This window comes from Vibrio satsumensis (genome assembly GCF_050337435.1).
In the GTDB taxonomy this organism is placed as follows: domain Bacteria; phylum Pseudomonadota; class Gammaproteobacteria; order Enterobacterales; family Vibrionaceae; genus Vibrio; species Vibrio satsumensis.
On record NZ_JAKJSX010000004.1, the window covers coordinates 364,081 to 389,184 of the forward strand.

Annotated in this window: 23 protein-coding genes; 11 read left to right on the forward strand and 12 right to left on the reverse strand. The window is 44.4% G+C overall.

The genetic code is table 11. The features are described 5' to 3' along the window. Positions 1–17 precede the first annotated feature (17 nt). Positions 18–938, forward strand: coding sequence for a LysR family transcriptional regulator (locus tag L4C44_RS04595; protein ID WP_428804482.1), 921 nt, complete (start codon positions 18–20; stop codon positions 936–938). Between the two features lie 40 nt (positions 939–978). Here L4C44_RS04595 and L4C44_RS04600 read toward each other — a convergent pair whose 3' ends face one another. From L4C44_RS04600 to L4C44_RS04610, 3 genes are all read right to left on the reverse strand, one after another. Continuing rightward, on the reverse strand, positions 979–1,893 hold the full coding sequence (locus L4C44_RS04600) for a YjjW family glycine radical enzyme activase (protein ID WP_285954635.1): 915 nt from the start codon (positions 1,891–1,893) through the stop codon (positions 979–981). A gap of 56 nt (positions 1,894–1,949) precedes the next feature. Further along, positions 1,950–3,506, reverse strand: a complete 1,557-nt coding sequence (locus L4C44_RS04605) for a YjjI family glycine radical enzyme (RefSeq protein WP_428804483.1) — start codon at positions 3,504–3,506, stop codon at positions 1,950–1,952. Positions 3,507–3,779: 273 nt separating this feature from the next. Then, the gene (locus tag L4C44_RS04610) at positions 3,780–4,379 is read right to left on the reverse strand and encodes a class I SAM-dependent DNA methyltransferase (RefSeq protein WP_060981529.1); all 600 of its coding nucleotides are present in this window, start codon (positions 4,377–4,379) and stop codon (positions 3,780–3,782) included. A 161-nt stretch (positions 4,380–4,540) separates the two neighbouring features. Between L4C44_RS04610 and L4C44_RS04615 the strand changes: the two genes are divergently transcribed. Continuing rightward, positions 4,541–5,419 (forward strand): LysR family transcriptional regulator, encoded by an 879-nt coding sequence (locus tag L4C44_RS04615; protein WP_146490114.1) that lies wholly within the window; start codon positions 4,541–4,543, stop codon positions 5,417–5,419. A gap of 34 nt (positions 5,420–5,453) precedes the next feature. On the opposite strand, the gene L4C44_RS04620 is transcribed toward L4C44_RS04615, so the two are convergent. Then, positions 5,454–5,804: a hypothetical protein gene (locus L4C44_RS04620; RefSeq protein WP_428804484.1), complete on the reverse strand. Its 351-nt coding sequence runs from the start codon at positions 5,802–5,804 to the stop codon at positions 5,454–5,456. 364 nt (positions 5,805–6,168) lie between these two features. On the opposite strand from L4C44_RS04620, the gene L4C44_RS04625 reads away from it, so the two are divergent. Beyond that, positions 6,169–7,065, forward strand: coding sequence for a cation diffusion facilitator family transporter (locus L4C44_RS04625; RefSeq protein WP_017629660.1), 897 nt, complete (start codon positions 6,169–6,171; stop codon positions 7,063–7,065). Positions 7,066–7,114: 49 nt separating this feature from the next. On the opposite strand, the gene yddG is transcribed toward L4C44_RS04625, so the two are convergent. Both yddG and yjjG read right to left on the reverse strand, forming a co-directional pair. After that, complete coding sequence (gene yddG / locus L4C44_RS04630) at positions 7,115–8,047, reverse strand: aromatic amino acid DMT transporter YddG (RefSeq protein WP_146490112.1); 933 nt, start codon at positions 8,045–8,047, stop codon at positions 7,115–7,117. 180 nt (positions 8,048–8,227) lie between these two features. Further along, positions 8,228–8,902, reverse strand: coding sequence for a pyrimidine 5'-nucleotidase (gene yjjG, locus L4C44_RS04635; protein WP_428804485.1), 675 nt, complete (start codon positions 8,900–8,902; stop codon positions 8,228–8,230). A gap of 213 nt (positions 8,903–9,115) precedes the next feature. Here yjjG and L4C44_RS04640 point away from each other — a divergent pair, with 213 nt between their 5' ends. From L4C44_RS04640 to L4C44_RS04650, 3 genes are all read left to right on the forward strand, one after another. Next, on the forward strand, positions 9,116–9,268 hold the full coding sequence (locus L4C44_RS04640; RefSeq protein WP_017060903.1) for a hypothetical protein: 153 nt from the start codon (positions 9,116–9,118) through the stop codon (positions 9,266–9,268). 260 nt (positions 9,269–9,528) lie between these two features. Next, positions 9,529–10,677, forward strand: coding sequence for an L-threonine dehydrogenase (yiaY, locus tag L4C44_RS04645; RefSeq protein ID WP_428804486.1), 1,149 nt, complete (start codon positions 9,529–9,531; stop codon positions 10,675–10,677). Between the two features lie 235 nt (positions 10,678–10,912). Next, positions 10,913–11,836 (forward strand): hypothetical protein, encoded by a 924-nt coding sequence (locus L4C44_RS04650; protein WP_285954642.1) that lies wholly within the window; start codon positions 10,913–10,915, stop codon positions 11,834–11,836. A gap of 115 nt (positions 11,837–11,951) precedes the next feature. Here L4C44_RS04650 and L4C44_RS04655 read toward each other — a convergent pair whose 3' ends face one another. Beyond that, entirely contained in the window at positions 11,952–12,386 is a 435-nt protein-coding gene (locus L4C44_RS04655) for a YccF domain-containing protein (protein WP_017111843.1), read from the reverse strand. A 247-nt stretch (positions 12,387–12,633) separates the two neighbouring features. Between L4C44_RS04655 and L4C44_RS04660 the strand changes: the two genes are divergently transcribed. Continuing rightward, positions 12,634–12,759 (forward strand): hypothetical protein, encoded by a 126-nt coding sequence (locus L4C44_RS04660; RefSeq protein ID WP_017060906.1) that lies wholly within the window; start codon positions 12,634–12,636, stop codon positions 12,757–12,759. Positions 12,760–12,883: 124 nt separating this feature from the next. Here the strand turns inward: L4C44_RS04660 and L4C44_RS04665 are convergent, their stop codons facing one another. After that, on the reverse strand, positions 12,884–13,960 hold the full coding sequence (locus L4C44_RS04665; RefSeq protein WP_428804487.1) for a threonine aldolase family protein: 1,077 nt from the start codon (positions 13,958–13,960) through the stop codon (positions 12,884–12,886). Positions 13,961–14,263: 303 nt separating this feature from the next. Here L4C44_RS04665 and L4C44_RS04670 point away from each other — a divergent pair, with 303 nt between their 5' ends. The 3 genes from L4C44_RS04670 to L4C44_RS04680 all read left to right on the forward strand — a co-directional run bounded on the left by L4C44_RS04670 (position 14,264) and on the right by L4C44_RS04680 (position 18,558). Continuing rightward, positions 14,264–14,878, forward strand: a complete 615-nt coding sequence (locus L4C44_RS04670) for an NAD(P)H-dependent oxidoreductase (RefSeq protein WP_428804488.1) — start codon at positions 14,264–14,266, stop codon at positions 14,876–14,878. 3 nt (positions 14,879–14,881) lie between these two features. After that, a complete protein-coding gene (locus tag L4C44_RS04675) occupies positions 14,882–16,807 on the forward strand; it encodes a monovalent cation:proton antiporter-2 (CPA2) family protein (RefSeq protein WP_428804489.1) in 1,926 nt (641 codons plus the stop codon). A 527-nt stretch (positions 16,808–17,334) separates the two neighbouring features. Next, on the forward strand, positions 17,335–18,558 hold the full coding sequence (locus tag L4C44_RS04680; protein ID WP_428804490.1) for a DUF819 family protein: 1,224 nt from the start codon (positions 17,335–17,337) through the stop codon (positions 18,556–18,558). Positions 18,559–18,638: 80 nt separating this feature from the next. On the opposite strand, the gene L4C44_RS04685 is transcribed toward L4C44_RS04680, so the two are convergent. The 3 genes from L4C44_RS04685 to L4C44_RS04695 form a co-directional block, all read right to left on the reverse strand. Continuing rightward, positions 18,639–19,499, reverse strand: coding sequence for a hypothetical protein (locus tag L4C44_RS04685; protein ID WP_428804491.1), 861 nt, complete (start codon positions 19,497–19,499; stop codon positions 18,639–18,641). A gap of 176 nt (positions 19,500–19,675) precedes the next feature. After that, a complete protein-coding gene (gene tdh, locus L4C44_RS04690) occupies positions 19,676–20,707 on the reverse strand; it encodes an L-threonine 3-dehydrogenase (RefSeq protein WP_123301518.1) in 1,032 nt (343 codons plus the stop codon). Positions 20,708–20,816: 109 nt separating this feature from the next. Then, positions 20,817–22,010, reverse strand: coding sequence for a glycine C-acetyltransferase (locus L4C44_RS04695; RefSeq protein ID WP_428804492.1), 1,194 nt, complete (start codon positions 22,008–22,010; stop codon positions 20,817–20,819). A gap of 481 nt (positions 22,011–22,491) precedes the next feature. Between L4C44_RS04695 and L4C44_RS04700 the strand changes: the two genes are divergently transcribed. Continuing rightward, positions 22,492–23,424 (forward strand): LysR family transcriptional regulator, encoded by a 933-nt coding sequence (locus tag L4C44_RS04700; RefSeq protein WP_428804493.1) that lies wholly within the window; start codon positions 22,492–22,494, stop codon positions 23,422–23,424. A gap of 83 nt (positions 23,425–23,507) precedes the next feature. On the opposite strand, the gene L4C44_RS04705 is transcribed toward L4C44_RS04700, so the two are convergent. Next, on the reverse strand, positions 23,508–25,019 hold the full coding sequence (locus L4C44_RS04705; RefSeq protein WP_428804494.1) for a PepSY-associated TM helix domain-containing protein: 1,512 nt from the start codon (positions 25,017–25,019) through the stop codon (positions 23,508–23,510). Positions 25,020–25,104 lie beyond the last annotated feature (85 nt).

The window sequence follows — 25,104 nt, forward strand, 5'->3', positions numbered from 1 at the left end:
CAATACGTGAGTCATAAATGGATTACTTACACTTATCGAGGGTGAGCCTTAAGCACCTCACTGCGCTGCATATTATGCTGAACACTCATAGCGTGACTCAAACCTCTGAGCAGCTCTGTGTCAGTCCTTCAAGTGTGAGTAAGACTCTGTCTCAACTTCGTGAGATCCTTAACGATGAGCTGTTCTATCGAGATGGTACTAAGCTCATCCCAACGCCCTTTGCACTGCAAGTCGCTCCAACGGTTCACGCAATTCTTTCTAGTATGAATGGATTGCTTCATCAGAAGAGTTTTGCTCCTGATGAGTATCAAGGCAGCTTTTCACTTTCGATGCGTGAAAGTACCTTCGAGGTGTTCGCGTCTAAGATAAGCAAAATCACCACTAAACTCGCGCCAAAAGCCAAACTCAACATCTATTCAAAGCAACAGCTCGGCTTCGATGCTTTGCTCAGCGGCAAGGTCAACTTGATCTTATTACCCCATGATATATCTCAACCGCCGACCGATAATAAAGAGCTGGTTTGGGAGACGATTCTTCCAGATGAGATGGTTTGTTTAATGGGTGCACACCACCCTCTTGCTCAGCAAGAGCTGACGATTGAAGGCTACTTAGATTACAAGCACATTGGAATTTTAGATAACGAACTGTCTCAGCCTTATTTTGAGCAAAACTTGGTTCAATGCCATAAGCCAAGAGAGATGGCAATATCAGTAGCGGATTTCGGCGCAGCGGCAGTGTTGTGTCATCACACCCATTTCCTATTCACCAGCTCTAAACAGTGGGCCGAACATGCAAAACAAGCGCACGGTTTAGTGAGCAAGCCACTTCCCTTTGATTACGGTAAAGTGGCTTATAGCTTAGTGTGGAACAAGCCGAACATGAATGATCAGGCGATCAAATGGTTGTGTGACCTGTTTTTGGAAACTGAATGCTCTTAGTAGAAACCTAAGTCTTTTCATAATTGATTATCTAAAGATATTAGGTATAAACCTCAGGGGTTTGCATCGGTCTTTGAACTATGGCGTAGAGCTTATCGTAAAAGCTCTGCATTTGTTGCTCTGTACACTTCGGCCAATCTAGCGCTTCGCCAATCACGCCGTGATGTTGAAACGCATTGAGTCGAATTCGAACATCACTTGGCAGCACCTTTAAATAACGCCCCACCTGTTCAATTTCGTCCTCAAGGTCGCTTTTGTTCGGTATATGCAGCAACCTAACCTCGTGTAACCTCCCTTTATCAGCTAAGTATTTGATGGTCTCAAACACCCTATGATTACCTCTGCCTACTAACCATTGATGTGTTTCCGATTGCCATGATTTTAGGTCTATCATCGCGCCATCAAGATAAGGCAATACCTTGCCCCACCCTTGAAGTGACAGCGAGCCATTACTATCAATAAAACACGTGAGATACGCTAACTGCGGATCACGTTTAATCGCTTGAAACAGTTCGATGATAAACGGCAACTGCATGGTCGCTTCACCGCCAGAAACAGTAATGCCACTTAAGAAAAACTGATTATGTCTAACGAGTTCAAGCACCTCTGAGACTGTCATTGTGGTAATTTTCGGGCTCGATTTATGATCGCAGATATCGATGCATTGGTCGCAATTGGTGCAAGCAACTGGATCCCATTTTACTTTGCCTTCAACACTGCTCAAAGCGCCACTAGGACAGCCGCTAACGCAGTCACCACAATGGTTACAGTGATTGATTGTGTGGGGGTTGTGGCAAGTAATACAGTCAAAGTTACAGCCCTGAAGAAACAGCACTAAGCGGTTTCCCGGGCCATCAACACAAGAAAAGGTCAGCACACGGCTGACCTTCGCTTGTTTTTCTGTCTTATTATTTTTAACCCTAGCCATTTGAGTTGTTAGATCAGAAATTTTCATAATTCACATTGTTCGCATTCGAAACGCACCATACACATAACGCACGCACGTTAAAGCTATTCGTATGTCGGCGACATCTCTAAGCTCACCACGCGTGGTTTACGCTCTAGTATGCCCGTGTTCTTCGCAGCTTCAGCACCTAAGAAGGTGGTATTGGTGCGTGAGCCTTGCTCGTCGTATTTTGCAAGGTCAGACAGCTTAATCATGTAACCCGTCACACGAACCAAATCGTTTGATGCCACGTTAGCCGTGAACTCACGGTAACCCGCTTGAATCGCACCTTTACACAAGTTGAACATCGCTTCAGGGTTAGATTTCACTGTTTCGTCGATGGTCAGAATGTCACTGATGCCCGAGGTGTAGAACTTATGGTGACCAGCGGTAGCACGAACGTAAGAGACTGGATCCGGTTCGGTACCATAAGGAATACGAACACCCGGCGTCACATCTTCATCTAAGCTAATACCGCCTTGAGCATGCAGCAGAGCTTTACCTTCTAACCCATACTTCACTTCAGAGCTTTCAACGATCTCAGCCAGCTTTTCAGAGATACGATGGCCAAGCTGATTAGCCTGTTCATCGTGACCATAGCGTCCGGCTTGGCCTTCTTTCTCCATCAAGATGTTCACGGCTTCAGCCATACCGTAGATGCCGAACATTGGCGCAAAACGGTCTTCTTCAATCAAGCCTTCTTGGGTTAAGAAACCCTCAAAAAAGTTAGATTCTTCATGTAAGAATCGGCTACGCGCATTCATAAGCTCAACCATGATAGCGCTGTAGTTTGGTAGCACTTGCTGCAAAAAATCAGCACTGTCTTCAGACTTCAATGCTACCTGCTTAAGGTTCATACGTACTAAAGTGTTAGAACCACCAGCTAAAGGCAGTGAGTTGTAGCAACTCACAATACCAAATCGTTTATCACCATAAGCCGCAGCATGCGCTGGGTAGTTGGCAATGTGTGGCTTACTGCATTCACAGATGTTGCTCGCCGCATGACGAAGCAGATCATCAGGCGTCACGGCTGGGTCATACATAAAGGTCAAGTTAGGGGCAATCTGCTTAAGTTCAGCATCGACACGTAAAATAGTACGGCAGATAACATTGTCTGTTGGCCCGATATTCACATGCATAAACGCATCTGGTAGTGTGCGGTCCAGCATGATCCAGAACAGCTTAAGCTTTTGATAAAGCTGACCTTCCGTTAACTCGCCAACGAAAGGCATCAACACATCATCCAACTGACCTAAATAAACCGGAATTGATGTTACGGATGGCACGTGGTGGTAGAGGATGGTGAGCATGTTCAATGCTTCATCGAAATTAGTTGCCGCGCTAAGCTCTAAATACTTTGAGCCTTGATGTAAGTATTTAGAATAATCGGGAAGCACATAGCGCGGCTTAAATGGTGCATGGCCTTCGAACATGTCACACAGCACACCTTGTTGTAAGGCTTGCTCTACTTCATTGCTTACCGACATATACGGCAGGCTAGCTTCAGCTTCTAGGGCAAGATAGCTCGACTTCTGTTTTGGTGACAGGTTGGCATCTGAAATGATATTGCTAAAGCGTTGTTGTTGCTCTGAAAGTTGTGGAGAAGCAGATTGGTGGCTCATGATTAAACCCTTGATATTGTTATGGGCTTATTCTATATCTGGCCATTAGATTTCCACTAGTGAAATGTATGCAATGGTATATTTCCAAAATGGAAATATATGGGATGTACACGAAAGATAAACAATAAAGGACAAGAAGAGTTAATAAAGATTTAGCATTAGTGGAAAGTATACCGCCTAAAAGACAAAACCCACATAACTGACCTTAAAGTCGTTAATGTGGGTTTAGTCTTTTAAATGAGTATTCTAAATGCTAACTCAAGCTACGAACGATTACAGGTGAGGAAGCGCTTGCTTGCGTCCAACACCCATCAACACCTTTAACGCTCCTTGTGGAGTGTCAATCGAGAACGGTGTAGAGACTTCAACCACTGCAAAGCCCGCTGCACTCAATACATTCTCTGAGCGCTGTCGGCTTACGCCATAGTCTTCACTATCGTTTTCTAAGTACCAATCCCAGTGTACAAACGTGCCGTCATTCTCAAGCAGCGTGTAAATAAGACTGACTGTGTCTTGTAGATTAGGGATAAAACCACACACCGAAGAGGCTACCACTAGATCAAACTGATTTCTGAATGCTGGATGCTGCGCTGCAAGTCCGCGCGATAAAATATCAACAACCGGTTCAACGTTAGGTAGCTCTTTCTTATCTAACTCTTCAATCATCCCTTCGGAGATATCAAGTGCAATGATCTCTTTTGCTAAAGGAGATATCTTCTGGCTGAGTAGTCCTGTACCACAACCAAAATCAAGGACACGGGTTCCGTTTAAATCAACGAGCTGTGTTAACTGGTCAAATACGGACTGTGCGAATACTGCGGTCGCGGGATCTTTATCCCAATCAACGGCGTACTCGTCCCATTGTTTCGCCATCATGGCCTCCATCTTTACTTCTTGTAGGTTCGGAACCCCCACAGAGTAAACCAAATTAGTCAATTCGTCATAGAGTTATCATGCAAAGATGGACTATTTCTAAGATAGTCAGCACAATATTCAGATAATATGCACCAACCCCCGCTTAATATGGAAATGAAATGAACCTTTCTCAAGTCCAAGCCTTTTGTTCCGTTGCTGATTTAGGATCAGTTTCTGAAGCCGCGCGCCAGTTAGAATGCAACCGAACCAAACTCAGCATGTCGATTAAAGCCTTGGAAAAAGAGTTAGATGTCGAGTTGTTTGTACGTAGCGGAAACCACGTTGAACTTTCTGAAGCAGGCAAAGCGATTTACAAGGATTGCGAAGGCCTATTGGTGACTGCTGCTCGTATTAAGCAAACCTGCTTGCATGTTTCGGGGGAGTTTAACGCGGAAATTTGGATTGCACGAGACGACTCCCTACCTGACGAAATGTGGCAGGACTTATCTCACACCTTAAATAACAAGTACCCTTCTACCTCATTCAATTTTGTTCTCGCATCTAGTGGTGACTTAGCCAACCTGGTCGAAACTCAGCAAGTCGATTTTGCATTTGGTGTAGATTATGAACGTGTCGATGACCCTAGAATTATCTACAACCCTCTTGGTAAGATTCGAATGATGTCTGTGTGCAAAAAAGGGCATGATCTGAGCGCGATGCGACGTGTCTCTGATGAGGTGTTAAGAAATTCTATGCAAGCTACCATGGTTTATTTAAATGAAAAGGACAACCCTGAGCTTGAGCCCTTCTCTCGCCGTTACATCGGCTTCTCTAGCTTCGACTTTATGTTGGATACAATTTTACGTGAAGAGGCGTGGGGTGTAATGCCAGAGCCATTGATTCGCCATTTATTGCGTGAACAAGAGCTAGCCGTGATCAAACACACCTACGGCTTAACGCAAGAAGACTACTGTATGTTCACTGCAGCGGGCATGGCAGAACACCCTGGAATGAATTGGTTGGCCGACCAGCTTAGTGATTACTTGTTTGATTTCTAGACGGACGACTTTTACTCCATACCTAAGTCTTGCTCTAGAAAACCATCACGTGATCAACCAAGTAACGCCCGTCTTCTTCAACCAACACCATTTCGGCTACAAACTCGCCTTTTGCAATGGTGTACGCTTGTTTCCATACAAAGGCGATGGAATCTGAGCGTCTAAATAGCGCAACTTGCTCCCGTTCAGCAAAAAAACCATTACTGTGCTGATAATGGTGACACACCTTTTCTAAATATTCTGACGTAACGATATCCTTCATTCGCTGCGTAAAATCTCGGCAGTGTTGAGCATGGTCAACCTTGGTTGAACCTTCCATCAAGTTATCCATGATAGGCGTAGCAATCTCCCATAACTCGCTGTCATTGAGGTTATCAAACTTCATATTTATCCACTCCTTGACCCAGATGTCATACAGTTACAACTGAACGATTTACGCGACGTATTCGAATGCTAGCGTTCCCTTTATCGATATGCTTAAGTTTATGTAAACATTGAGCTCACAAAGCTGTGCGACACTGATGACTGATATATTTCATTAATCATAAACCATCTATTCTCAGTTGCACACATCCCTTAGAAAACAGTCATCGTCAACTTTATTGACACCTAAAAATCAACCTAAACCACTGAATTACAATGATTTAAATGAACTAATTAAATAGTACATATAAACGTCATCAGATAAGGTTTGTAAAGTTAGCTCATTATTAGAACAATGAAGTTATCAAAAACATCTGGAAAATATTATGTGTGACAGGAAAAGCCAAAACGAAAATCGAGTACTATTGTTCTCAGCCCTTTTAGCATCAGGCTTCGCTATTGGCGGATTGGTGTTGGGTCTTATCGTTGGCTCTCTGGTCATAGTATTTGACGGTGTCTATTCTCTTATCAGCTTACTGTTAACTTTATTGTCACTAGCTGCTTCAAAATACATTAACCGCCCTTCAGATAGAGAGTTTCCGTTCGGTCGAGCTATCATCGAACCGATTGTGATTGCGATTAAAGCCGTGGTGATTCTACTTGTGGTTGGTTATTCGCTTTACTCTGCGATTGGTGCCTTGATGACAGGCGGTCGTGAGGTCGATGCTTCTATTGCAACTCTGTTTGGTATTTTCAACGTGTTGGGCTGTGGTTATGCTTGGTGGTACATCGCGAACAAGAGCAAACGTATCTCTTCAGGTCTTATTCAAGCGGAATCTAAACAGTGGCAGATGGATACACTATTGAGTGTCGCGGTAACGGCTGGTTTCGTCGTAGCGTGGGCAATGACATTCTCACCTCTTGCATCATACGCAGTATATGCCGACCCAATGATGATGTTGCTGATGTCTTTCTACTTCATCAAAGTGCCATTCGACATGTTACGAGAAGCGATGCGTGAACTACTGATGATGTCGGCAACCAAAGACATTTGTGATGCGGTAGATAAAAACGTTGTCGCGGTAGACAAAGAAGCGGATCAAGATTTAGAGCTAATGGGCGTGACTAAGGTTGGTCCTGAGCTAAGAATCAACGTTGATATTCATACCAATGACCAAGATGCAATTGCGGTTGATGATATTGAACGTACGCGCCGCCAACTTAAGCGACGCTTATCGAAGATGCCTTATGAGCTTCAATTGAATCTCAATATCGCGAGTTAAGAATCGAGAGTTAAAAAAAACAAGAGTTAACCCATCAACCTCTGGTTAACTAAGACTCTGATTGAACCTTTTTAGAAGCCGACGCCGTAACCGTCGGCTTTTTGTCTCTGGTTACCCACCAGCAAGCTAAAGAGCCAATCGTCACCATACAAACGCCTTGCCAAAACGTCATGCTCAGTGACAACCCCAAAATCATAGAAGACAGTAAGGTCGCAAAAATAGGCGTGAAATAGGACATGGTCGCTAGGAAGACCATATTGCCGCCAAGTATCGCGGTATTCCAAAGTGCGTAACCTGCGCCCATACACACACCGGCTAACACTAAGTCAATTGCAGCACTGGTTGTCATCACCATGCCGGTTTCGTTACTCACTGCGTATTTGATCCACAAGGTGATTGCAGTCGCGATAAAGAACAGCACGATCGCATTCTGTCCTTTCGCCACTTTCTGAGTGTAATTACAGTAGACCGCCCAAATAATCGCGCCGAAAAACGCCATTGAATAGGTTTTAGGGTTGGTGGCAATATTGGCAGCGATTTGATCAACAGAAAGCCCCTGATCGCCACTGATACTCCAAGCCACACCAAAGAAGGCTAAGAAAATACTTGGGTAAACCAACCAGTTAATCTTTTTATCGCTGAGCAATACCGCGAACAACACCGTCAATGCAGGCCATAAGTAGTTGATAACGGCCATTTCCAAGGCTTGATGTCGGTTGTTTGCCATCCCTAAAGCCAGAGCTAAGAAGATCTCATAACAAACGAACAGAGCACCACCAATCAACAGGTATGACTTAGAAAAGCGCGACAGCTTAGGTAACCCCATAACACAGACCAACAACAGTGAGCTCACTGTATAAAGACTGGCGGCGCCACCAATTGGGCCCAGTTGTTCTGATACGCTACGAGACAGCGCGATTAAGCAGCTCCAAAGTAAAATGGCAGCAATGCCGTAGCAGCTATGGCGATGAGATTTCAGCACGCCTCTTCCTTATTTTTATTGTAATGGGGTAATCAAAGCGAGCTTAAAACAAAGATAGGCTTAAGCACCACTATCGATAACTTGCAGTAGGTAAAAATAAGTAGCCGAGCACATAACTGTACTCGGCTATCAATCATTTACTCAAAAATCTAATAGCAATTAGCAATTAGCAATTAGCAATTATGCCAACAAAAGTGCTTGCAGGTCAGCCAGAGACTTAACCTGATAATGAGGGTTAATGCCTGCTGGCGTCGCTTTCTCTTGGCTGTTCAACCAACAGGTCTCAATACCAAAATCCAAACCACCTAAAATATCAGAGTGCGGGTTGTCCCCGACCATCAATACTCTTTGCTTTGATGGCAATCCAATCAGCTTGTGTGCATGTTCAAAAATTTCCGCGTCTGGTTTAGCGACACCGACTTCCTCAGAAATGATCACATGGTCAAAGTAGTCTGTCATTCCTGTTCGTTCCAAACGGATTGACTGCAGCTCGGTGAAACCATTCGTAATGATGCCCATGTTCACTTTACCTTTTAACGACTCCATCAACTCTTTTGCACCAGGAAGCAGAGAGCAAATGTCTGCCATTGCGGTCAAAAATGCACTGTTTAGTGCTGCTGTTGTTGTCTCTAACTTTGTTGCCCAGCTTTCAAAACGCGCGTGCTTCAGTTGTGCTGCCGTAATACGGCCATCTTGGTAATCAACCCATAACGGCAAATTAACCTCTTGATAAACTGAATAATCCTGTTCGCTAAAGTCCACGCCAAACCGGGAGAACATCAGCTTCATTCCTTGAAAAGCATCAAAGTGGAACAAGGTTTCATCTGCATCAAAGAATATCCAATCGTACTTCATTTTATGTCCTATTATTCGCGCGGTTGAGCAGTGCTTGTATTTATTTTCTCGTAGCCTCAAAGGCCAGATGTACATTCTACTATCAATTTTGTGAGCCTGAATATAGTTCTAAGAATTTATAGAAAACAAGCAACAAGTCATGATGTATCGCAAATTTTGCCACATATTAAACCAATACCATACAATAAATACACTTAGGTACCGGGAGGTACTATGAAGCACTTTTTACCATCGTCTGTCATGCTTACCCCTTTTCTTGTCAAATACTATGACGAGGAGTCAGAAGACACGCTTGATTCTGAAGAGTCACAAGAACCTGAAATTGAATGCAGCGATGACTCAGATAAAACGTCGACACCAGCCTAACTAGAAGAGTTTTCAATGAAAAACCTTATTTTTCATTGTTATAGAGCGCCATACTGTCTCTAATTTAGTCGATTTATCGCGATCTATTACTGACAATCAACACAGCCAAAAACCATGAAAACGATTGCTATATGAGCCCTATCACAACGACTAACCACAAAGTGGTAGTTCGAATTCAAAGTTGTTCCAGATCAATGGTCGACCACTTGAATGCCGACAACATGTAGGAAATTAAAAATCATAATTAACGGAGTTTTCCAATGTCTACTGCATTTTACATCCCTACAATCAACTTCATGGGTACTGGCTGTCTGAAGGATGCTGCTGATAGTATTCAGTCTCAAGGCTTTAAAAAAGGTCTGATCGTAACTGATAAGATCTTGAATCAAATTGGTGTAGTTAAGCAGGTACAAGACCTTCTTAGCCAGCGCGGCGTAGACGCAGTTGTATTCGATGGCACTCAACCAAACCCAACCATCACTAACGTGAACGATGGTCTAGAATTGCTGACTGACAACGATTGTGATTTCGTTGTTTCTCTAGGTGGCGGTTCTCCACACGACTGTGCAAAAGGCATCGCTCTGGTTGCTTCTAACGGCGGCAAGATTGCAGACTACGAAGGCGTAGACCAATCTGAAAAGCCAATGATGCCTCTTATCGCTATCAACACTACGGCTGGTACAGCATCAGAAATGACACGCTTCTGCATCATCACTGATGAGGAACGTCACATTAAAATGGCAATCGTTGACAAGCACACAACACCGCTTATCTCAGTAAACGATCCTGAGTTGATGCTTGCTAAGCCTGCGTCACTAACTGCTGCAACCGGTATGGACGCACTAACTCACGCAATCGAAGCTTACGTTTCTATCGCAGCAACGCCAATCACAGATGCAGTAGCGATTAAAGCGATTGAACTAGTGCAAGCGCACCTAAGAACAGCAGTATCGTACGGCGAAGACATTGAAGCGCGCGAGCAAATGGCTTACGCACAGTTCATGGCTGGTATGGCATTCAACAATGCTTCTCTTGGCTATGTTCATGCAATGGCGCACCAACTGGGTGGTTTCTACGACCTTCCACACGGTGTATGTAACGCTATCCTGCTGCCACACGTTCAACGCTACAACGCGCAAGTTTGCCCTGAGCGTCTACGTGATGTTGCAAAAGCAATGGGCGTGAATGTTGAAGGCATGACACCAGAGCAAGGTGCAGAAGCGGCTATCAACGCGATTGTTCAACTAGCAAACGACGTGAACATCCCAACAGGTATCGCACAGCTTGGTGCTAAGCTTGAAGACATCCCAACTCTGTCTGACAACGCACTGAAAGACGCTTGTGGTTTCACAAACCCTAAACAAGCGACTCACGAAGAAATTTCTGCGATTTTCGAAGCGGCAATGTAATCTAGAAATATATACAAAAACGAAACGTACAACGGGCTCTTTAAGAGCCCGTTTTCTCATCCTAAACTAAACCTTCCCTGCTAATTTAGGTCAACCAGACCCTACTAACTAATACAACCTTTCCTATTTGGCCTCACAAGATTTAACGGCGACATCTCGTGATGAAAAGTTCGCATTGTTTAAATTGCTTGGTTATAGTCAACCTATTGATATATAAAATGACATATAGGTTCCATTGAGTCGTTGGATAGTTAGCACTTCATTATTGGCATCACTCGCTACCCACTCTGCCCTCGCGGAGGAAAAGGACGAGTGTCACAGCCAGCCGCTGGAAGACACACGTGTCGAGAAAGCCTATCACTTCCTAAACAGCAGGTTTTGTCAGCCCGCAATCTGGTTCGATAGCTTCTTTGTTGATGACCGTATTACGGAAGATGCTAGAGCTGGGACCTCGGTGCGTTGGTACAATGATTTCATCTATTCAGAAGGTGGTGATGTAGATTACTCAACCAAGCTCAACGCACGCTTGCATTTACCCTTTGTTAGCAAACGCCTCAAATTGATTTATGAATCGGTTAGCGATGAAGAGTTCTTGGATTTCTTCCCACAAGATTCTGAGGAATTAGAAAGTGCACTTGGTCTGCGTTACGACGCCTATGCCAAGGGATATAGCAGCTTCAATATTAAGGCGACATTACGACCGCGTATCGAAGCTCGCTATCGTTTTACCTACCCTCTCACAACCGATGCGGTATTCAGGCTTACCCAGCGTGTATATCAAGAAAAACAAGAGACTGGCGAAATCACTGACATCGATTTTGATCTTTCCTTAAGTGATGATTTCTTGGCTCGATGGTCAAGCTTTGCGGGGTACAACGACGATCTTAAAGGTTGGAACTATGGTACGGGATTAACCTTGTATCACTACCTTTCTCAAGACCAGGCGCTGCAATATAGCGCCACGATTAATGCAACAGATGAGCCTTATAATCATTACGAATACGCTCAAGTTTCGATTACCTACCGACAAAATGTATGGAAAGAGTGGCTGTTCTACGAACTCACTCCTCGTTATCAATGGGAACGAGAGCCCAATGAGAAACATACCGAAGAAGCGAACATCACCCTTCGGCTTGAAGTCCTGTTTAACAATGTCTAGCTCAAGCACGTTTAGTTATTGTTTGTGATATGAGCATCGAGAGATAAAAACAGAAGCACAAAAAAAGCACATCATGCGATGTGCTTTTCAATTCTATAAAGCTCAAATTGAAGCCTTAACCTTTATAATTTCTCACTCGTGCCGCTTCTGCTTCACGCTTGTCGACGACCGTTTTACCGATTGGCGCCAATGAGATAACCGCGAGCTTAAGGTGCTGAATCGCAAACGGAATACCGATGATAGTAATGAAACACGCTACTGCTGACATGATGTGACCAATCGCCAACCAGATTCCAGCAAATAAGAACCAAATGATGTTACCAATCAGACCAAGCGGGCTGGTACCGATGTCAGTTTCATTGGTCAATTCATCACGTGAAATCGCTTCTTGACCAAATGGGAAGAATGAGAAGTTACCCATTACAAAACACGCTCTACCCCATGGAATACCAACGATGGTGAGGAATGCGAGCAGTCCGAAGAACCACCATGCCAGTCCCATAAATACGCCACCAAACAGAAACCAAATGATGTTTCCTATTGTTCTCATGTTGTCTTCTCCAAATCTTTGAATGCTGTTTATTTCATATGCCGAATAAGGCAATACTTGTTCTAATAGGTTCATTATTATTGAGTCTTTATGAACCGCTTATGAATCGCCTACATTTTCTGTGATTGATACACACCACGAAACGCCAAATCCGCTTAGGGATCATCGATTTTATTTGATACCATGTTCGTAGATTTTTAGTATCACAAAGCTAAACAGCTACAACAACTAATTTAAGGCCGAACTTATGAACAACACTGAGCAACCTAAAAAGAAAATGAAAAACTGGGTGCCAATCGTCTTCTTCGGACTTCTCAGCACAGTGCCTGTATTCATGTTTTTAGTCGACGTGTACATCAACCAATACATGTAACAAATCCCCGTCATCTTATCGGCGTAAAAATGAATACAGAAAACAATTCCTGTATTCATTTCAGTTAACTCACTTCTGCTGTAATCAATTCAACTCTTCTGCGATCAAATCAACTCTTCGTTAATTAAATCAGCTCTTCGTTAATAAAGTCTAGAATGTCGATCAGCTCATGATCTGGCAAGTTTAGTAAGTTATCACCTACATACCATTCAATCTTACATTGGTTTGGCAGTTCGCTGATCGCTGGGTTTCCTATCCAAATCTTGTGCTTCTTAGCTATATTGTCGCGCAGGATAATGCCATCCTCAAAACCCACCGGTAAATAGAGGTGAAGCATGTTTACTTGGGGTTGCTGCGGGTTCACTTTGAACTGCGGGTAATCTTGTAAGATTTGATAGATTTGCTTAGTACGCTCATACAATGCTGGCATCAACTCAATCCGTTGATCAAACTGCATTGCTGCCGAAACCACGTAAGGCGTGCGATGATAAACATTTCCGCCCTGACGCTTCATCCATGCCGACGCTTTTGCTACGAAAGCCTTGTCACCTAATAAGAGTGAACCCCCAAGACCGTTTAACCCTTTGTACAGCGAAACATAAGCCGTATCGAACCCCTTCGCGATTTCGCTATATGGCTTTTGATAATACGCGCCGCACTCCCACAAACGAGCACCATCCATATGCAGATGAATCGATTGTTCTTTGCAGTACTGCTTTATCGCTTCAAGCTCTTCCCACTCAGGCAGCTGACCACCAATCTCTCGCATCGGTAGTTCATACAATGCCGCGGCAATCTCATCAGGCCAAGCCTTTAAGTCGTCGACATTCCAAGTGCGAAATACATTACCAACCGGAAGTACATTGAAACGGTTCTGGAGCTGATACCCTTGGCGTTCATGGCGCATAATATGACTCGACTCATGCATCGCTACTACTGGGTTTCTTTTCTCTTGGCAGGCAATTTCTAATGCTGTGGGTTGGTTCATGGTGCCGGTAATCACAAACACGGCGGCTTCATAACCAAGCAGCTCTGCGACCTTATTCTCAAAGCTCTCGATAAACTCGCCATCACCGTAGGTGTCGTGCGCCACATCATGTGTTTCGCACCATTCAGCCATTTGCGCGAAGGTTTGGGCTGGTGTTGGATCGAAGTGGCCAGAAAGCAGCAAATTACATTGTTGACGCAAGTTCGTGCTCATACCTTTTCCTTTATTCATTGTCGTTCGATGTAGGGTGATTGAATTATTTACGTTAGCCTTCAACGGTGACATAAAGTGCACCTATTCGCTTTTATTATTAGCGAATAATTAGTTTTACTCAGTCATCGGCTGCATGTGCCGGAAATACTCAAATTGACGGGTGTTTTATATAATTAAGTCCCTAAAAACACGCGCATCTAACTAGATAAGTATGGGCTAATTCGTTGTTGTTCAACCATTCTTCTATTATTGTATATCTATAATTCCAATAAATATTATTCGTTAATGGACAAAGAGGGCTATATGTCGAAAAATCGAGTCTTGGTGCTATTCGCCCACCCTTCTCAGCATCGCTCTGAAGCTAACAAACCCTTATTTGAGCAAGCCAAACGTATTGAAGGCGTCACCTGTGTCGACCTTTATGCTGAATACCCAACCTTCAAGATCAATATCGATCGCGAACAGAAACGCCTTTTGGACCATGACATCATCATTTTTCAGTTCCCACTATATTGGTACTCAACGCCCGCGATTCTTAAAGAGTGGCAAGACCTCGTCCTAGAATACGGATTTGCTTACGGCACCGACGGTAATGAACTGCAAGGTAAAAGCTTGTTATGCAGTATCACCGCTGGCGGCAAAAAAGAGGCTTATCAAACTGACGGTTATAACCACTTCACCATCCGTGAACTGCTTCACCCAATCGAACAAACGGCGTCTTTGTGCGGCATGAACTACTTGGCTCCATTAGCTTTGTTTGGTTCACGTACTGCGTTAGAAGAAGGCCGAATTCAAGATCACGTACATAGCTACAATTCGCTTTTAGAGGCTTTTGTTGCCGGCGAAGTCGACCTCAAAAAGGCAAGCAAGGCTGAAAAGCTAAACCATTACGTCGATGAAATGATGAGCAGAGGTTAGATCATGACAGGATATTTTCTACAAGCATTTATCTATTTGCTCGCGGCAGTCATCGCCGTCCCTATCGCCAAGAGGCTTGGCCTCGGTTCTGTGCTTGGTTACCTGATTGCTGGTGTGGTGATTGGCCCAATCATCGGCTTAGTGGGTGAAGAGACCACGACCATTCAGCACTTTGCCGAATTCGGTGTGGTGATGATGCTGTTCTTGGTCGGACTTGAACTTGAGCCAAAGATGCTTTGGGCAATGAGAAACCGCCTTATGGGATTGGGTGGCTTGCAAGTTGGTGGTACTACCGCGATTGTAATGGGGATTGCCCTGTTCTTTGGACAACCTTGGACGATCGCGCTGACTATAGGTTTGATCTTCGCACTGTCATCTACCGCGATTGTTCTCCAAACCTTTAATGAGAAAGGACTCTCCAAGACAGAAGGCGGCAAGAATGCTTTTTCGGTCTTACTGTTCCAAGATATCGCCGTCATCCCTATGTTGGCATTCATCCCTCTATTGGCGTTGCCAGAATTAATCGAAGCTGCACAAAGCGCAGTAGCTTCGGCTTCTGATCACCATGAAGAGTTGAGTCTTGTTGCTGGCCTACCCGGCTGGGCTTATGGTCTTGTGATCACAGCATCGATTGCGATTGTAGTCGTCGGCGGACACTTCTTGAGTCGTCCACTGTTCCGCTTTGTGGCGAGCTCAGGCCTGCGTGAAATCTTTACCGCAACCGCACTGATGTTAGTTATTGGTATTGCTGCACTAATGAGCCTTGTTGGCTTATCTCCTGCGCTTGGTACCTTCCTTGCCGGTGTGGTATTGGCGAACAGTGAATTCCGCCATGAGCTTGAGTCTAATATCGACCCGTTTAAAGGGCTGCTTCTTGGCTTGTTCTTCATTACCGTAGGTGCTGGCATCAACTTTGATGTTCTATTCAACGACTTTGGTTTGATCATTGGCCTCACCCTTGGCGTTATGCTTCTTAAAGCCTTAGTACTATTTACGTTGGCGTTGATCTTCAAAATCAAAAACAGTGACCGTTGGCTGTTTACATTGAGCTTGGCGCAAGCCGGTGAGTTTGGTTTTGTACTACTGAGCTTCTCTGCTCAAAACCACGTACTACCTGCTGACATTGTCCAAACATTGTCGCTGGTTGTAGCACTTTCAATGTTCCTAACACCAGGGCTGTTCATTCTATTTGATAAAGTGATTCTGCCGCGTTACGAACAAAAATCGAACGACCGCGAAGAAGATACTATTGAAGAGAAAGGCACCGTTATCATTGCGGGCATTGGTCGCTTCGGCCAAATCGTTAACCGCTTATTGGTGTCGAATGATGTCAATACTGTGGTTCTGGATCACCAAGCTAACCAAGTCGATTTATTACGCTCCATCAATATCAAATCTTACTTTGGTGATGCAACTCGTCATGACTTATTGCATACCGCAGGAATCGAAGAAGCAGCAATGCTTGTCGTCGCTATCGATAACCAAGACTCAAGCGTTGAATTGGTGAAGTATGTTAAACACACCTACCCTAATGTGAAGATCTTGGCGCGAGCATTCGACCGTGGTCACAGTTACCGCCTACGAGAAGCTGGTGCAGATTCTGTAGTCTCAGAAACGTACCACTCGGCACTCGAAATGGGCGCAGAAGCTTTACGTTCTTTAGGGCACCACCCTTTCTTCGTCGAACAGCAAAAATCAACGTATCAACGTGTTGAAAGTCGTAAGTCTGAAAAGCTTTACCAAGCTTGGTCTGATGCTGAAGAGAACCCGCGCTACGACAACAACTACCGACAAATCTTCATTCATCTAGAAGAAGCAATGAAAGAAGACATGAAAAAAGATCGTTCAGACAAGCACTCGCGTTCAGAACGAGGTTGGACACCACCGCCAAAAGGTTATGCCGACGGCTTTGAGGAAGAACAATCCTAATCAGGGCTCTAAATACAAGGTCAAACACCATTCAAAAAGCGGCTTATAAGCTGCTTTTTCTTCACCTAACCCACACGAAGTGCCCTATCTGTACGAAGAACCGATGCTGGAATCGGTAATCCACAACATTTATGTGATCTACCTATAATTTTTAATTTCTACTCACATAGCAAAAATGAATTCATTTTTTACATTATTGAAACATTCCACCCTTGCATAAACCACACTATAAAAATGGCTATATATGCACTCCATCTAACTATTCGAACATCGAGTCGATTTATAGCGACCACTCTCTAACGCTTGAATTACATTGCATATATCTAAACTCGCCTCACAAGCCGCCATCAAAACATTCACAAAACCAATAGTTAACGCTCCACATTCACAAATTCAAACCGTAAAAATTAACACAAACGTTTCAAAGTATGTCTATCGTTACAATTTGTAACGTATGCCAGTTGTCGGTATAGTCCTGCACTTCAAAAAGTGAGGCGGTTGCGCTCACCTTAAAGGAGATAATAATAATGATTACTAATGATGCTGTAATAATGGGCATGTTAGCTGTTATTCTTGGCGGTGTTTTTATCACGGAAAGTAGCCAAAATAGCGCACTGAAAAAATTCTACTCGTTCGTTCCGGGTCTATTGCTCTGTTACTTTGTTCCCTCATTGCTGAACAGCTTCGGCATCATCGATGCGTCAAACTCAAAGCTATACTTCGTTGCAAGTCGCTACCTATTACCGAGTGCACTCGTTCTTCTGATCATCTCAGCAGACCTTCGTAAAATATTTGGCCTTGGTTCTAAAGCCGTCATCATGTTCCTAACTGGTACTGTCGGCATTATCATTGGCGGGCCTTTAGCGATTCTGATTATCGACCAAGTCAACCCTGACCTTGTATCTGGCGATGTATGGCGTGGCCTTACAACAGTAGCTGGCTCTTGGATCGGCGGCGGTGCAAACCAAGCCGCCATGAAAGAAGTGTTCGAGGTTGATGACCAACTCTTCTCTGCAATGATTACAGTTGATGTTATCTGTGCAAACATTTGGATGGCCGTATTACTTGTCATGGCAGGTCGTCAGAAGAAGATTGATGCATGGCTAAAAGCAGACACATCAGCTATCGAAGAGCTAAAAGAGACGGTTTCTAAATACCAAGAAGAGAACGCTCGACCAACCACTACTACCGATCTAATGAAGATCGCTGCAATTGCCTTTGGTCTAACAGGCCTTGCTCACTTCTTCAGTGACCTAATCGCACCATGGATCTCAACGAATGCTCCAGAACTTGCGAAATACAGCCTTACATCTGGCTTCTTCTGGCTAATCGTTATGGTAACAACGTTCGCGTTGATCGCTTCGTGCTTCAAATCGACACGTAGCCTTGAGCACAGTGGCGCATCGAAAATTGGTTCAGCGTTCATCTATATCCTAGTTGCTACCATTGGTATGCAAATGGATGTTACAGCCATCTTTGACAACCCTGGTTACTTCTTCATTGGTATCACATGGTTAACTATCCATGCCCTTCTGATGATTATGATGGCGAAGCTAATTCGTGCACCATTGTTCTTCATGGCTGTAGGTAGCCAAGCTAACGTAGGTGGCGCAGCATCAGCTCCTGTGGTTGCAGCTGCATTCCACCCTGCATTAGCTCCGGTAGGTATCTTGATGGCGGTACTGGGTTACGCACTTGGTACATACGGTGCTTACATCTGTGGCCTCATCATGCAGGCTGCTGCGGGTTAATTGAAGCTCACTAACCCAATAACACAAAGGCAGAACGATGATCGTTCTGCCTTTTTCATTTCTACTCTTTCACACTTAAATTAATCAAGTAAAGACGCCAGTTTATTTTCCACCACAGGGCTAATATTAAAGCTCAACATAAAGTCTGGATGCGTCTTTTCATCTTTCTCGATATAGTAATTCGCTTCAATGCCCAACTTCCAAGGGCGTCCGTTCAGGACAGCAGTTTTACTAACGCTGATATTTAACGGAATTTCCGCCTGATCCTTATTCCAGTCATACGAGAATGTCGGCGCAGAGCCTACCGTCCAACCACCTCCTAAGATCTCCACCCAAAACACTTGTGTCGACGTCCTGTTGATTCGAGTATCAGAATGATCGGCTCCGTCTCCAGACACGCCATATAAGTGGTTTGGGAATATGCCTACAACTCGCTCACTACTCGCATTCCCGAACATGAACTCAGGCCCGATAGCAAATTGATCCGCCGTTAAGTCACTGCTGCCCGTAGGCAACGAAGCAAAGAGACCGAAAGCGACAATAGTACCGCCCTCCATTTTAGGTGCATAAGCTAAATCAAATGAGATGTCGGTAACGCCAGACTGATCCATACGCTGCGAGCTTGCTGGTGTATCTACATGGAAATCATTCTGAACATAAGAGATAGCCGGACGGAAGATTACTTTATCTCCATTATCCATAGGAAAAGGCAGTGTCGGCTGCAATACGGTTGCGAAAGTATCTCCTCCACCATCGTATCCACCTGAATACTGGAGTTTTAAATTGAGGCTAGCGTAAGCTGTGTTTGGGTTTGCAAGTTCCTTTGCTGCCTGCTCTGCTGCTTGATCATTTTCGGCTTTCGAAATATCGACATCAGCGCTAGCAAAATTCGGCGTTAATAATATTCCAGTTATTATCAGTGCAAGTGGTTTACAAGCCATTGAAGCCCTCTTTAAAAATTAAACGCGGTGTATTACGCATATTTTAAAGACTAGCGAGAGACAAAATAGCCATTCAGCGACATCAATAATTAATCGATTCCTAGAAAACAAAAAATGCCCCAAATTTCTTTGGGGCATTTTCATTGTAGAACTAGCTAAGGGTTTCCCCTATTCGCTTATTCCCAATCTAGGATTACTTTACCAGACATACCAGAGCGCATCATGTCGAAGCCTTTCTGGAAGTCGTCCACTTTGTAGTGGTGAGTAATGATTGGTGTTAGATCTAGGCCAGACTGGATTAGTGAAGCCATCTTGTACCAAGTTTCGAACATCTCACGACCGTAGATACCTTTGATAACCAAGCCTTTGAAGATTACTTGGTTCCAGTCTACTGCCATGTCTGATGGTGGAATACCTAGTAGAGAGATCTTACCGCCGTGGTTCATGTTAGTCAGCATGCTGTTGAACGCAGATGGGTTACCAGACATTTCTAGGCCTACATCGAAGCCTTCAGTCATGCCAAGATCAGACATTACGTCTTCAAGCTTCTCTTCCATCACGTTTACTGCGCGCGTTACACCCATCTTCTTAGCAAGATCTAGGCGGTATTCGTTTACATCAGTGATTACAACGTGACGAGCACCAACGTGCTTAGCAACAGCTGCAGCCATGATGCCGATTGGGCCAGCACCAGTAATTAGCACGTCTTCACCTACTAGGTCGAAAGAAAGCGCTGTGTGTACTGCGTTGCCAAACGGGTCAAAGATTGATGCTAGATCGTCAGAGATTTCTGCAGGGATCTTAAATGCGTTGAACGCAGGGATCACAAGGTATTCAGAGAATGCACCAGTGCGGTTAACACCAACACCTGTTGTGTTACGACAAAGGTGAGTACGGCCGCCACGACAGTTACGACAGTGACCACATGTGATGTGACCTTCACCAGATACACGATCGCCAATTTCAAAACCACGAACTTCTTGACCGATGCCAACAACTTCACCCACGTATTCGTGACCTACTACCATAGGTACTGGGATTGTGTTTTGTGACCACTCATCCCAGTTGTAGATATGTACGTCTGTACCACAAATTGCGGTTTTCTTAATACGGATAAGAAGATCATTATGACCCATTTCAGGTTTTTCAACCTCGGTCATCCAGATGCCTTCTTCAGGCTTAAGCTTAGAAAGTGCTTTAATTTTCATAATGTTACCTAGTTCATCTCGCCTAACTGTAAGGCGAGAATCAAAAATCTATATGTTCTATTGGGTGTTGCTCTACCTAATTAAAGGATGCCGTGGCACCCCTTTAAAATTAGATGATGCCCATGTCTTTACCAACTTGGATGAACGCATCAATTGCGCGGTCTAGCTGCTCACGAGAGTGTGCAGCAGACATTTGCGTACGGATACGAGCTTGGCCTTTTGGTACTACAGGGAAAGAGAAACCTACAACGTAGATGCCTTTCTCTAGTGCGCGCTCTGCGAATTCAGCCGCAACTTTTGCATCACCAAGCATGATTGGGATGATTGCGTGGTCAGCACCGCCCATAGTGAAACCCGCTTCTTCCATGCGAGTACGGAAGTGAGTAGAGTTTTCCCATAGTTGAGTACGTAGGTCGCCAGATTCCGCTAGAAGATCTAGAACGCGAATAGAAGCAGATACGATTGCTGGTGCAACAGAGTTAGAGAATAGGTATGGACGAGAACGCTGACGTAACCAGTCGATCACTTCTTTCTTACCAGAAGTGTAACCGCCTGAAGCGCCACCCATTGCTTTACCAAGCGTACCTGTGATGATGTCGATACGGTCAACAACGTTGTGGAACTCGTGAGTACCCGCGCCGTTTTCACCCATGAAGCCAACTGCGTGAGAATCATCAACCATCACTAGTGCGCCGTACTTGTCAGCAAGGTCACAGATAGCAGGAAGGTTAGCGACTACGCCGTCCATTGAGAACACACCGTCAGTTACGATAAGCGTGTGACGAGCGCCCGCATCTTTAGCTGCGATTAGTTGCTGCTCTAGCTCTTCCATGTTGTTGTTCGAGTAACGGAAGCGCATTGCTTTACATAGACGAACACCATCAATGATAGATGCGTGGTTTAGAGCATCAGAAATGATTGCGTCTTCTTTGCCTAGAATCGTTTCGAATAGGCCAGCGTTTGCATCAAAGCAAGATGTGTAAAGGATAGTGTCTTCTTTACCAAGAAACGTAGATAGCTTTTGCTCTAGTTCTTTGTGAGAGTCTTGAGTACCACAGATGAAACGTACTGAAGCCATACCAAAGCCGTGCTGATCCATACCGTCTTTAGCAGCTTCGATAAGTGCTGGGTGGTTAGCAAGACCTAAGTAGTTGTTTGCACAGAAGTTTAGTACTTCTTCACCAGTCGAGATAGAAACCGCTGCTTTTTGTGCAGAAGTAATAATGCGCTCAGACTTGTAAAGACCTTCTTCTTTAACTTCTTCGATTTGAGTTTGAATCTGTTGGTAAAATGCAGAAGACATTGTCTATTCCTTCCTAATTATTATTCAGCAGCATCGCGCGCCGCATTATGTAGGGGATGTAAACGATTTCAATTCGATCATTTACACTGTAAAACTTATACCCCTATTCTAGTTGAACATCCGCTTTTCGATTATCCCTTTAGTTGGAAAAACATTAATGAATCACAGGCATCAATCATTATTCATCCCAGTGACACAGGGCACATTAACGCCCTTAGCTTTCTCTTTTAAACGCCAAATCTCCTCTAATTTCCCTATAATTTCGCTTTCATATCAAATCTCAATTTTTAATATCAAAACGATATAGTCATCAAAACCGGCTTATCTCATAATGAGCACCAGCAACGCCGCTATACAGATAAGCTTCAAACACATCAATCTATCAGAGTAATCACACTAAGCAATTAATGAAATTGATTCACAAATCAAAGTAAATCGCTCACAATCACTTTACGCTCATCGCCGAAACTCGTGGATACTTATGGTCAACCCTAAACTCATCGCCCTACTTCCAGATCTAGCCTCATTCATTTTAGTGGTAAATGAAGGGAGCTTTACTGCGGCAGCAAAACAGTTAGGGGTGACACCTTCAGCCTTGAGTAAGCTCATCACTCGCTTGGAAAAAGCACTGTCGGTGAAACTGTTTGAACGAACCACTCGTACCCTTATCATCACCCAAGCAGGCCAGTTGGTATACGATCAGAGCGTGGTGATGATCAACGCGGCGCAACAAGCAGTTGAGCTTTCAACCTCCGACCATACTGAACCTGCGGGCTCTATAACGGTAGCGGCACCAGAAGCCTTCTTGAACTCGGTTCTACAGCCTTTCGTTGTACCATTCTTAAACCAGTACCCTGAGATCCAACTTAAGTTAAGAGCAGCAGATGGCGACATCGACATATTGCGCCAAGGCATCGACATTGCGTTTCGCCTTACCGACAAGCCAGACGAGAGTTTGGTATTGAAAGAGCTCGGAAAAACAAACCTCGTATTATGTGCGAGCCCCGACTATCTAGATGCCAAAGGAATTCCTCTCCACCCTACCGAGCTTTCTGAGCACGACTGCTTATACCTTGCAGAAACAGATAAAGACCACATTTGGGACTTTCTTAAAGATGATGAGTTTTACACAGTCCCCGTCAGCGGACGTTACGCTGTGAACCACTCGCAAATGCGACTAAAAGGTGTGAAAGAAGGGCTTGGCGTCGGTATTTTCCATGACTTCGTGATTCAAGATGCATTGGCTGAAGGCTCTGTTGTACAGGTATTGGAAGATTGGACTATCAAGAGTAATTACCATGGTGCTATCGCAATGCAGTTTGCTCAAACCAAGTACATGCCAGCCCGATTGCGTGTATTCATTGATTACGCGATGGAACACTTGGGTGACAAGCTGGCAGGAGAAATAAACTGATACTGAAAGAAATACATAATGCTGCAAGCATTGTGTGAATGATACAGATCCTCTCAAACTGAGAGGATCTGTATAGATATTGATTAGCTTAACGCCATCTTCAGTTTCTCAACGCGTGAAAACAACAACCAATCCAATAGCAAGGCAGTCACAATCGTTGCTCCCGCGAGTGGAAACAGCACTGAAATAACAACGACAGTTACTAAGCCTACTTTCCATAGGCCTTCGTCACCAAACTTAGGTGGCGCTCCAAGCTTGCGTTGGCCAGAAGGTCTGCGCATCCACCACATTACACCGCCAGTCACTGACACAACAATGAACGCCAAGCAAAACAAAGCATTTAGAAGCTTATTGATGATACTGATGTCACCTTGGTGCAATGAAATACCAACCGCTAACGTCTTGGCGATGAAGTTGTAATCTTGCCAGGTCACTTCACCAAGGATACGACCTGAATATTGATCTAGGTGCGTGGTACGATCTTGGATTGGATCGATGATATCCCCGCCCATTGTATTGGCTGTGACCGTGTAAACACCCGTTTCTGAGCGTGGGAAGTTCACCTTGTATTGCGTGAAGCCGAAAGATCGTGCTTTTTCGATGACATCATCAATACCAAAGCTGCTTGCTGCAATCACATGTTGAGAGTGGTCTTCCCCCATCTTAGAGTGATCATGAGGTTCAGATGCCTCTTCCACGTGGTGTACATGCTCTGCAGGCTTATCTTGAGACAACGGCAGTGGTGTTTGTTCTAAGTTCCACGGCAGTTCTTCTTCTGAACCGTGGTTAAGCGATGCGTGCGTCTTATCAGACAGCGGAATATCATCCCACATTTGAGCAGGGAAAGTGCTCCATGCTTGGACTAACTTGCCGCCCCAGAAGCCCGTCCACGCCAATCCTGAAAGAATAAACAACAGCAGGATAAGAGATAACGTGCCGCCAATATTCGCATGTAGGTCACGCATCAGTACACGTGACCCTGATGACACTCTTAGCTTAAGAAAACCAGCACGGCTAGCGTTGTCTCTCGGTAGCCATAAGTAGATACCGCTGATAAGAAGCAGAATCGATAAGCTAATCGCCACTTCAATAAGGTAATCGCCCCAATCACCGATTAGTAAGGTGCCATGAATATCATTCACGAGTTGATAAAGGCTATCGCTGCGCGGAATCTCTCCGACCACTTCGCCAGTGTATTGATTCACGGTGGCGAAAACGGACGTTCCGTCTTCAAGTGATACTGAAAAACGGTTAGCGAGATTAGGTGCTTTGCTTGGAACAAACTGCGTCACCGAGCCTTGTGGGTATTGATCCTGCACTGCGGCTAACTGCAGTGAAGCCTTGACGGGTTTACCCGATGCAGCAACTTCAATCGCATCGTGATGGAAAGCCAATTCAATTTCATCATCAAACAACATCACCAAACCAGTAATGCTCAGCATTAACATGAATGGGATAACGAATAGCCCAGCATAGAAGTGCCAGCGCCATGTGAGGAAGTAGAGGAATTTATTGCGGTCTTTCGTTTTTACACTGCTTGCTGACTGCGAATTAGTTTGTGCTTTCGCAGAGGCTTGAGATTCATTTCTCAACATTATTATTTCCTTTGACACGCGCAAACATACCTTCTGAAAAATCAGAAAGTAATCGGAGCATATTTAACTTTACTTAATACTATAT

Coding starts and splice junctions, on each gene's coding strand:
- L4C44_RS04595 (WP_428804482.1), top strand. CDS start 18: ATGGATTACTTACACTTATCGAGGGTGAGCCTTAAGCACCTCACTGCG.
- L4C44_RS04600 (WP_285954635.1), bottom strand. CDS start 1,893: ATGAAAATTTCTGATCTAACAACTCAAATGGCTAGGGTTAAAAATAAT.
- L4C44_RS04605 (WP_428804483.1), bottom strand. CDS start 3,506: ATGAGCCACCAATCTGCTTCTCCACAACTTTCAGAGCAACAACAACGC.
- L4C44_RS04610 (WP_060981529.1), bottom strand. CDS start 4,379: ATGGCGAAACAATGGGACGAGTACGCCGTTGATTGGGATAAAGATCCC.
- L4C44_RS04615 (WP_146490114.1), top strand. CDS start 4,541: ATGAACCTTTCTCAAGTCCAAGCCTTTTGTTCCGTTGCTGATTTAGGA.
- L4C44_RS04620 (WP_428804484.1), bottom strand. CDS start 5,804: ATGAAGTTTGATAACCTCAATGACAGCGAGTTATGGGAGATTGCTACG.
- L4C44_RS04625 (WP_017629660.1), top strand. CDS start 6,169: ATGTGTGACAGGAAAAGCCAAAACGAAAATCGAGTACTATTGTTCTCA.
- yjjG (WP_428804485.1), bottom strand. CDS start 8,902: ATGAAGTACGATTGGATATTCTTTGATGCAGATGAAACCTTGTTCCAC.
- L4C44_RS04640 (WP_017060903.1), top strand. CDS start 9,116: ATGAAGCACTTTTTACCATCGTCTGTCATGCTTACCCCTTTTCTTGTC.
- yiaY (WP_428804486.1), top strand. CDS start 9,529: ATGTCTACTGCATTTTACATCCCTACAATCAACTTCATGGGTACTGGC.
- L4C44_RS04655 (WP_017111843.1), bottom strand. CDS start 12,386: ATGAGAACAATAGGAAACATCATTTGGTTTCTGTTTGGTGGCGTATTT.
- L4C44_RS04660 (WP_017060906.1), top strand. CDS start 12,634: ATGAACAACACTGAGCAACCTAAAAAGAAAATGAAAAACTGGGTGCCA.
- L4C44_RS04665 (WP_428804487.1), bottom strand. CDS start 13,960: ATGAGCACGAACTTGCGTCAACAATGTAATTTGCTGCTTTCTGGCCAC.
- L4C44_RS04670 (WP_428804488.1), top strand. CDS start 14,264: ATGTCGAAAAATCGAGTCTTGGTGCTATTCGCCCACCCTTCTCAGCAT.
- L4C44_RS04675 (WP_428804489.1), top strand. CDS start 14,882: ATGACAGGATATTTTCTACAAGCATTTATCTATTTGCTCGCGGCAGTC.
- L4C44_RS04680 (WP_428804490.1), top strand. CDS start 17,335: ATGATTACTAATGATGCTGTAATAATGGGCATGTTAGCTGTTATTCTT.
- L4C44_RS04685 (WP_428804491.1), bottom strand. CDS start 19,499: ATGGCTTGTAAACCACTTGCACTGATAATAACTGGAATATTATTAACG.
- tdh (WP_123301518.1), bottom strand. CDS start 20,707: ATGAAAATTAAAGCACTTTCTAAGCTTAAGCCTGAAGAAGGCATCTGG.
- L4C44_RS04695 (WP_428804492.1), bottom strand. CDS start 22,010: ATGTCTTCTGCATTTTACCAACAGATTCAAACTCAAATCGAAGAAGTT.
- L4C44_RS04700 (WP_428804493.1), top strand. CDS start 22,492: ATGGTCAACCCTAAACTCATCGCCCTACTTCCAGATCTAGCCTCATTC.
- L4C44_RS04705 (WP_428804494.1), bottom strand. CDS start 25,019: ATGTTGAGAAATGAATCTCAAGCCTCTGCGAAAGCACAAACTAATTCG.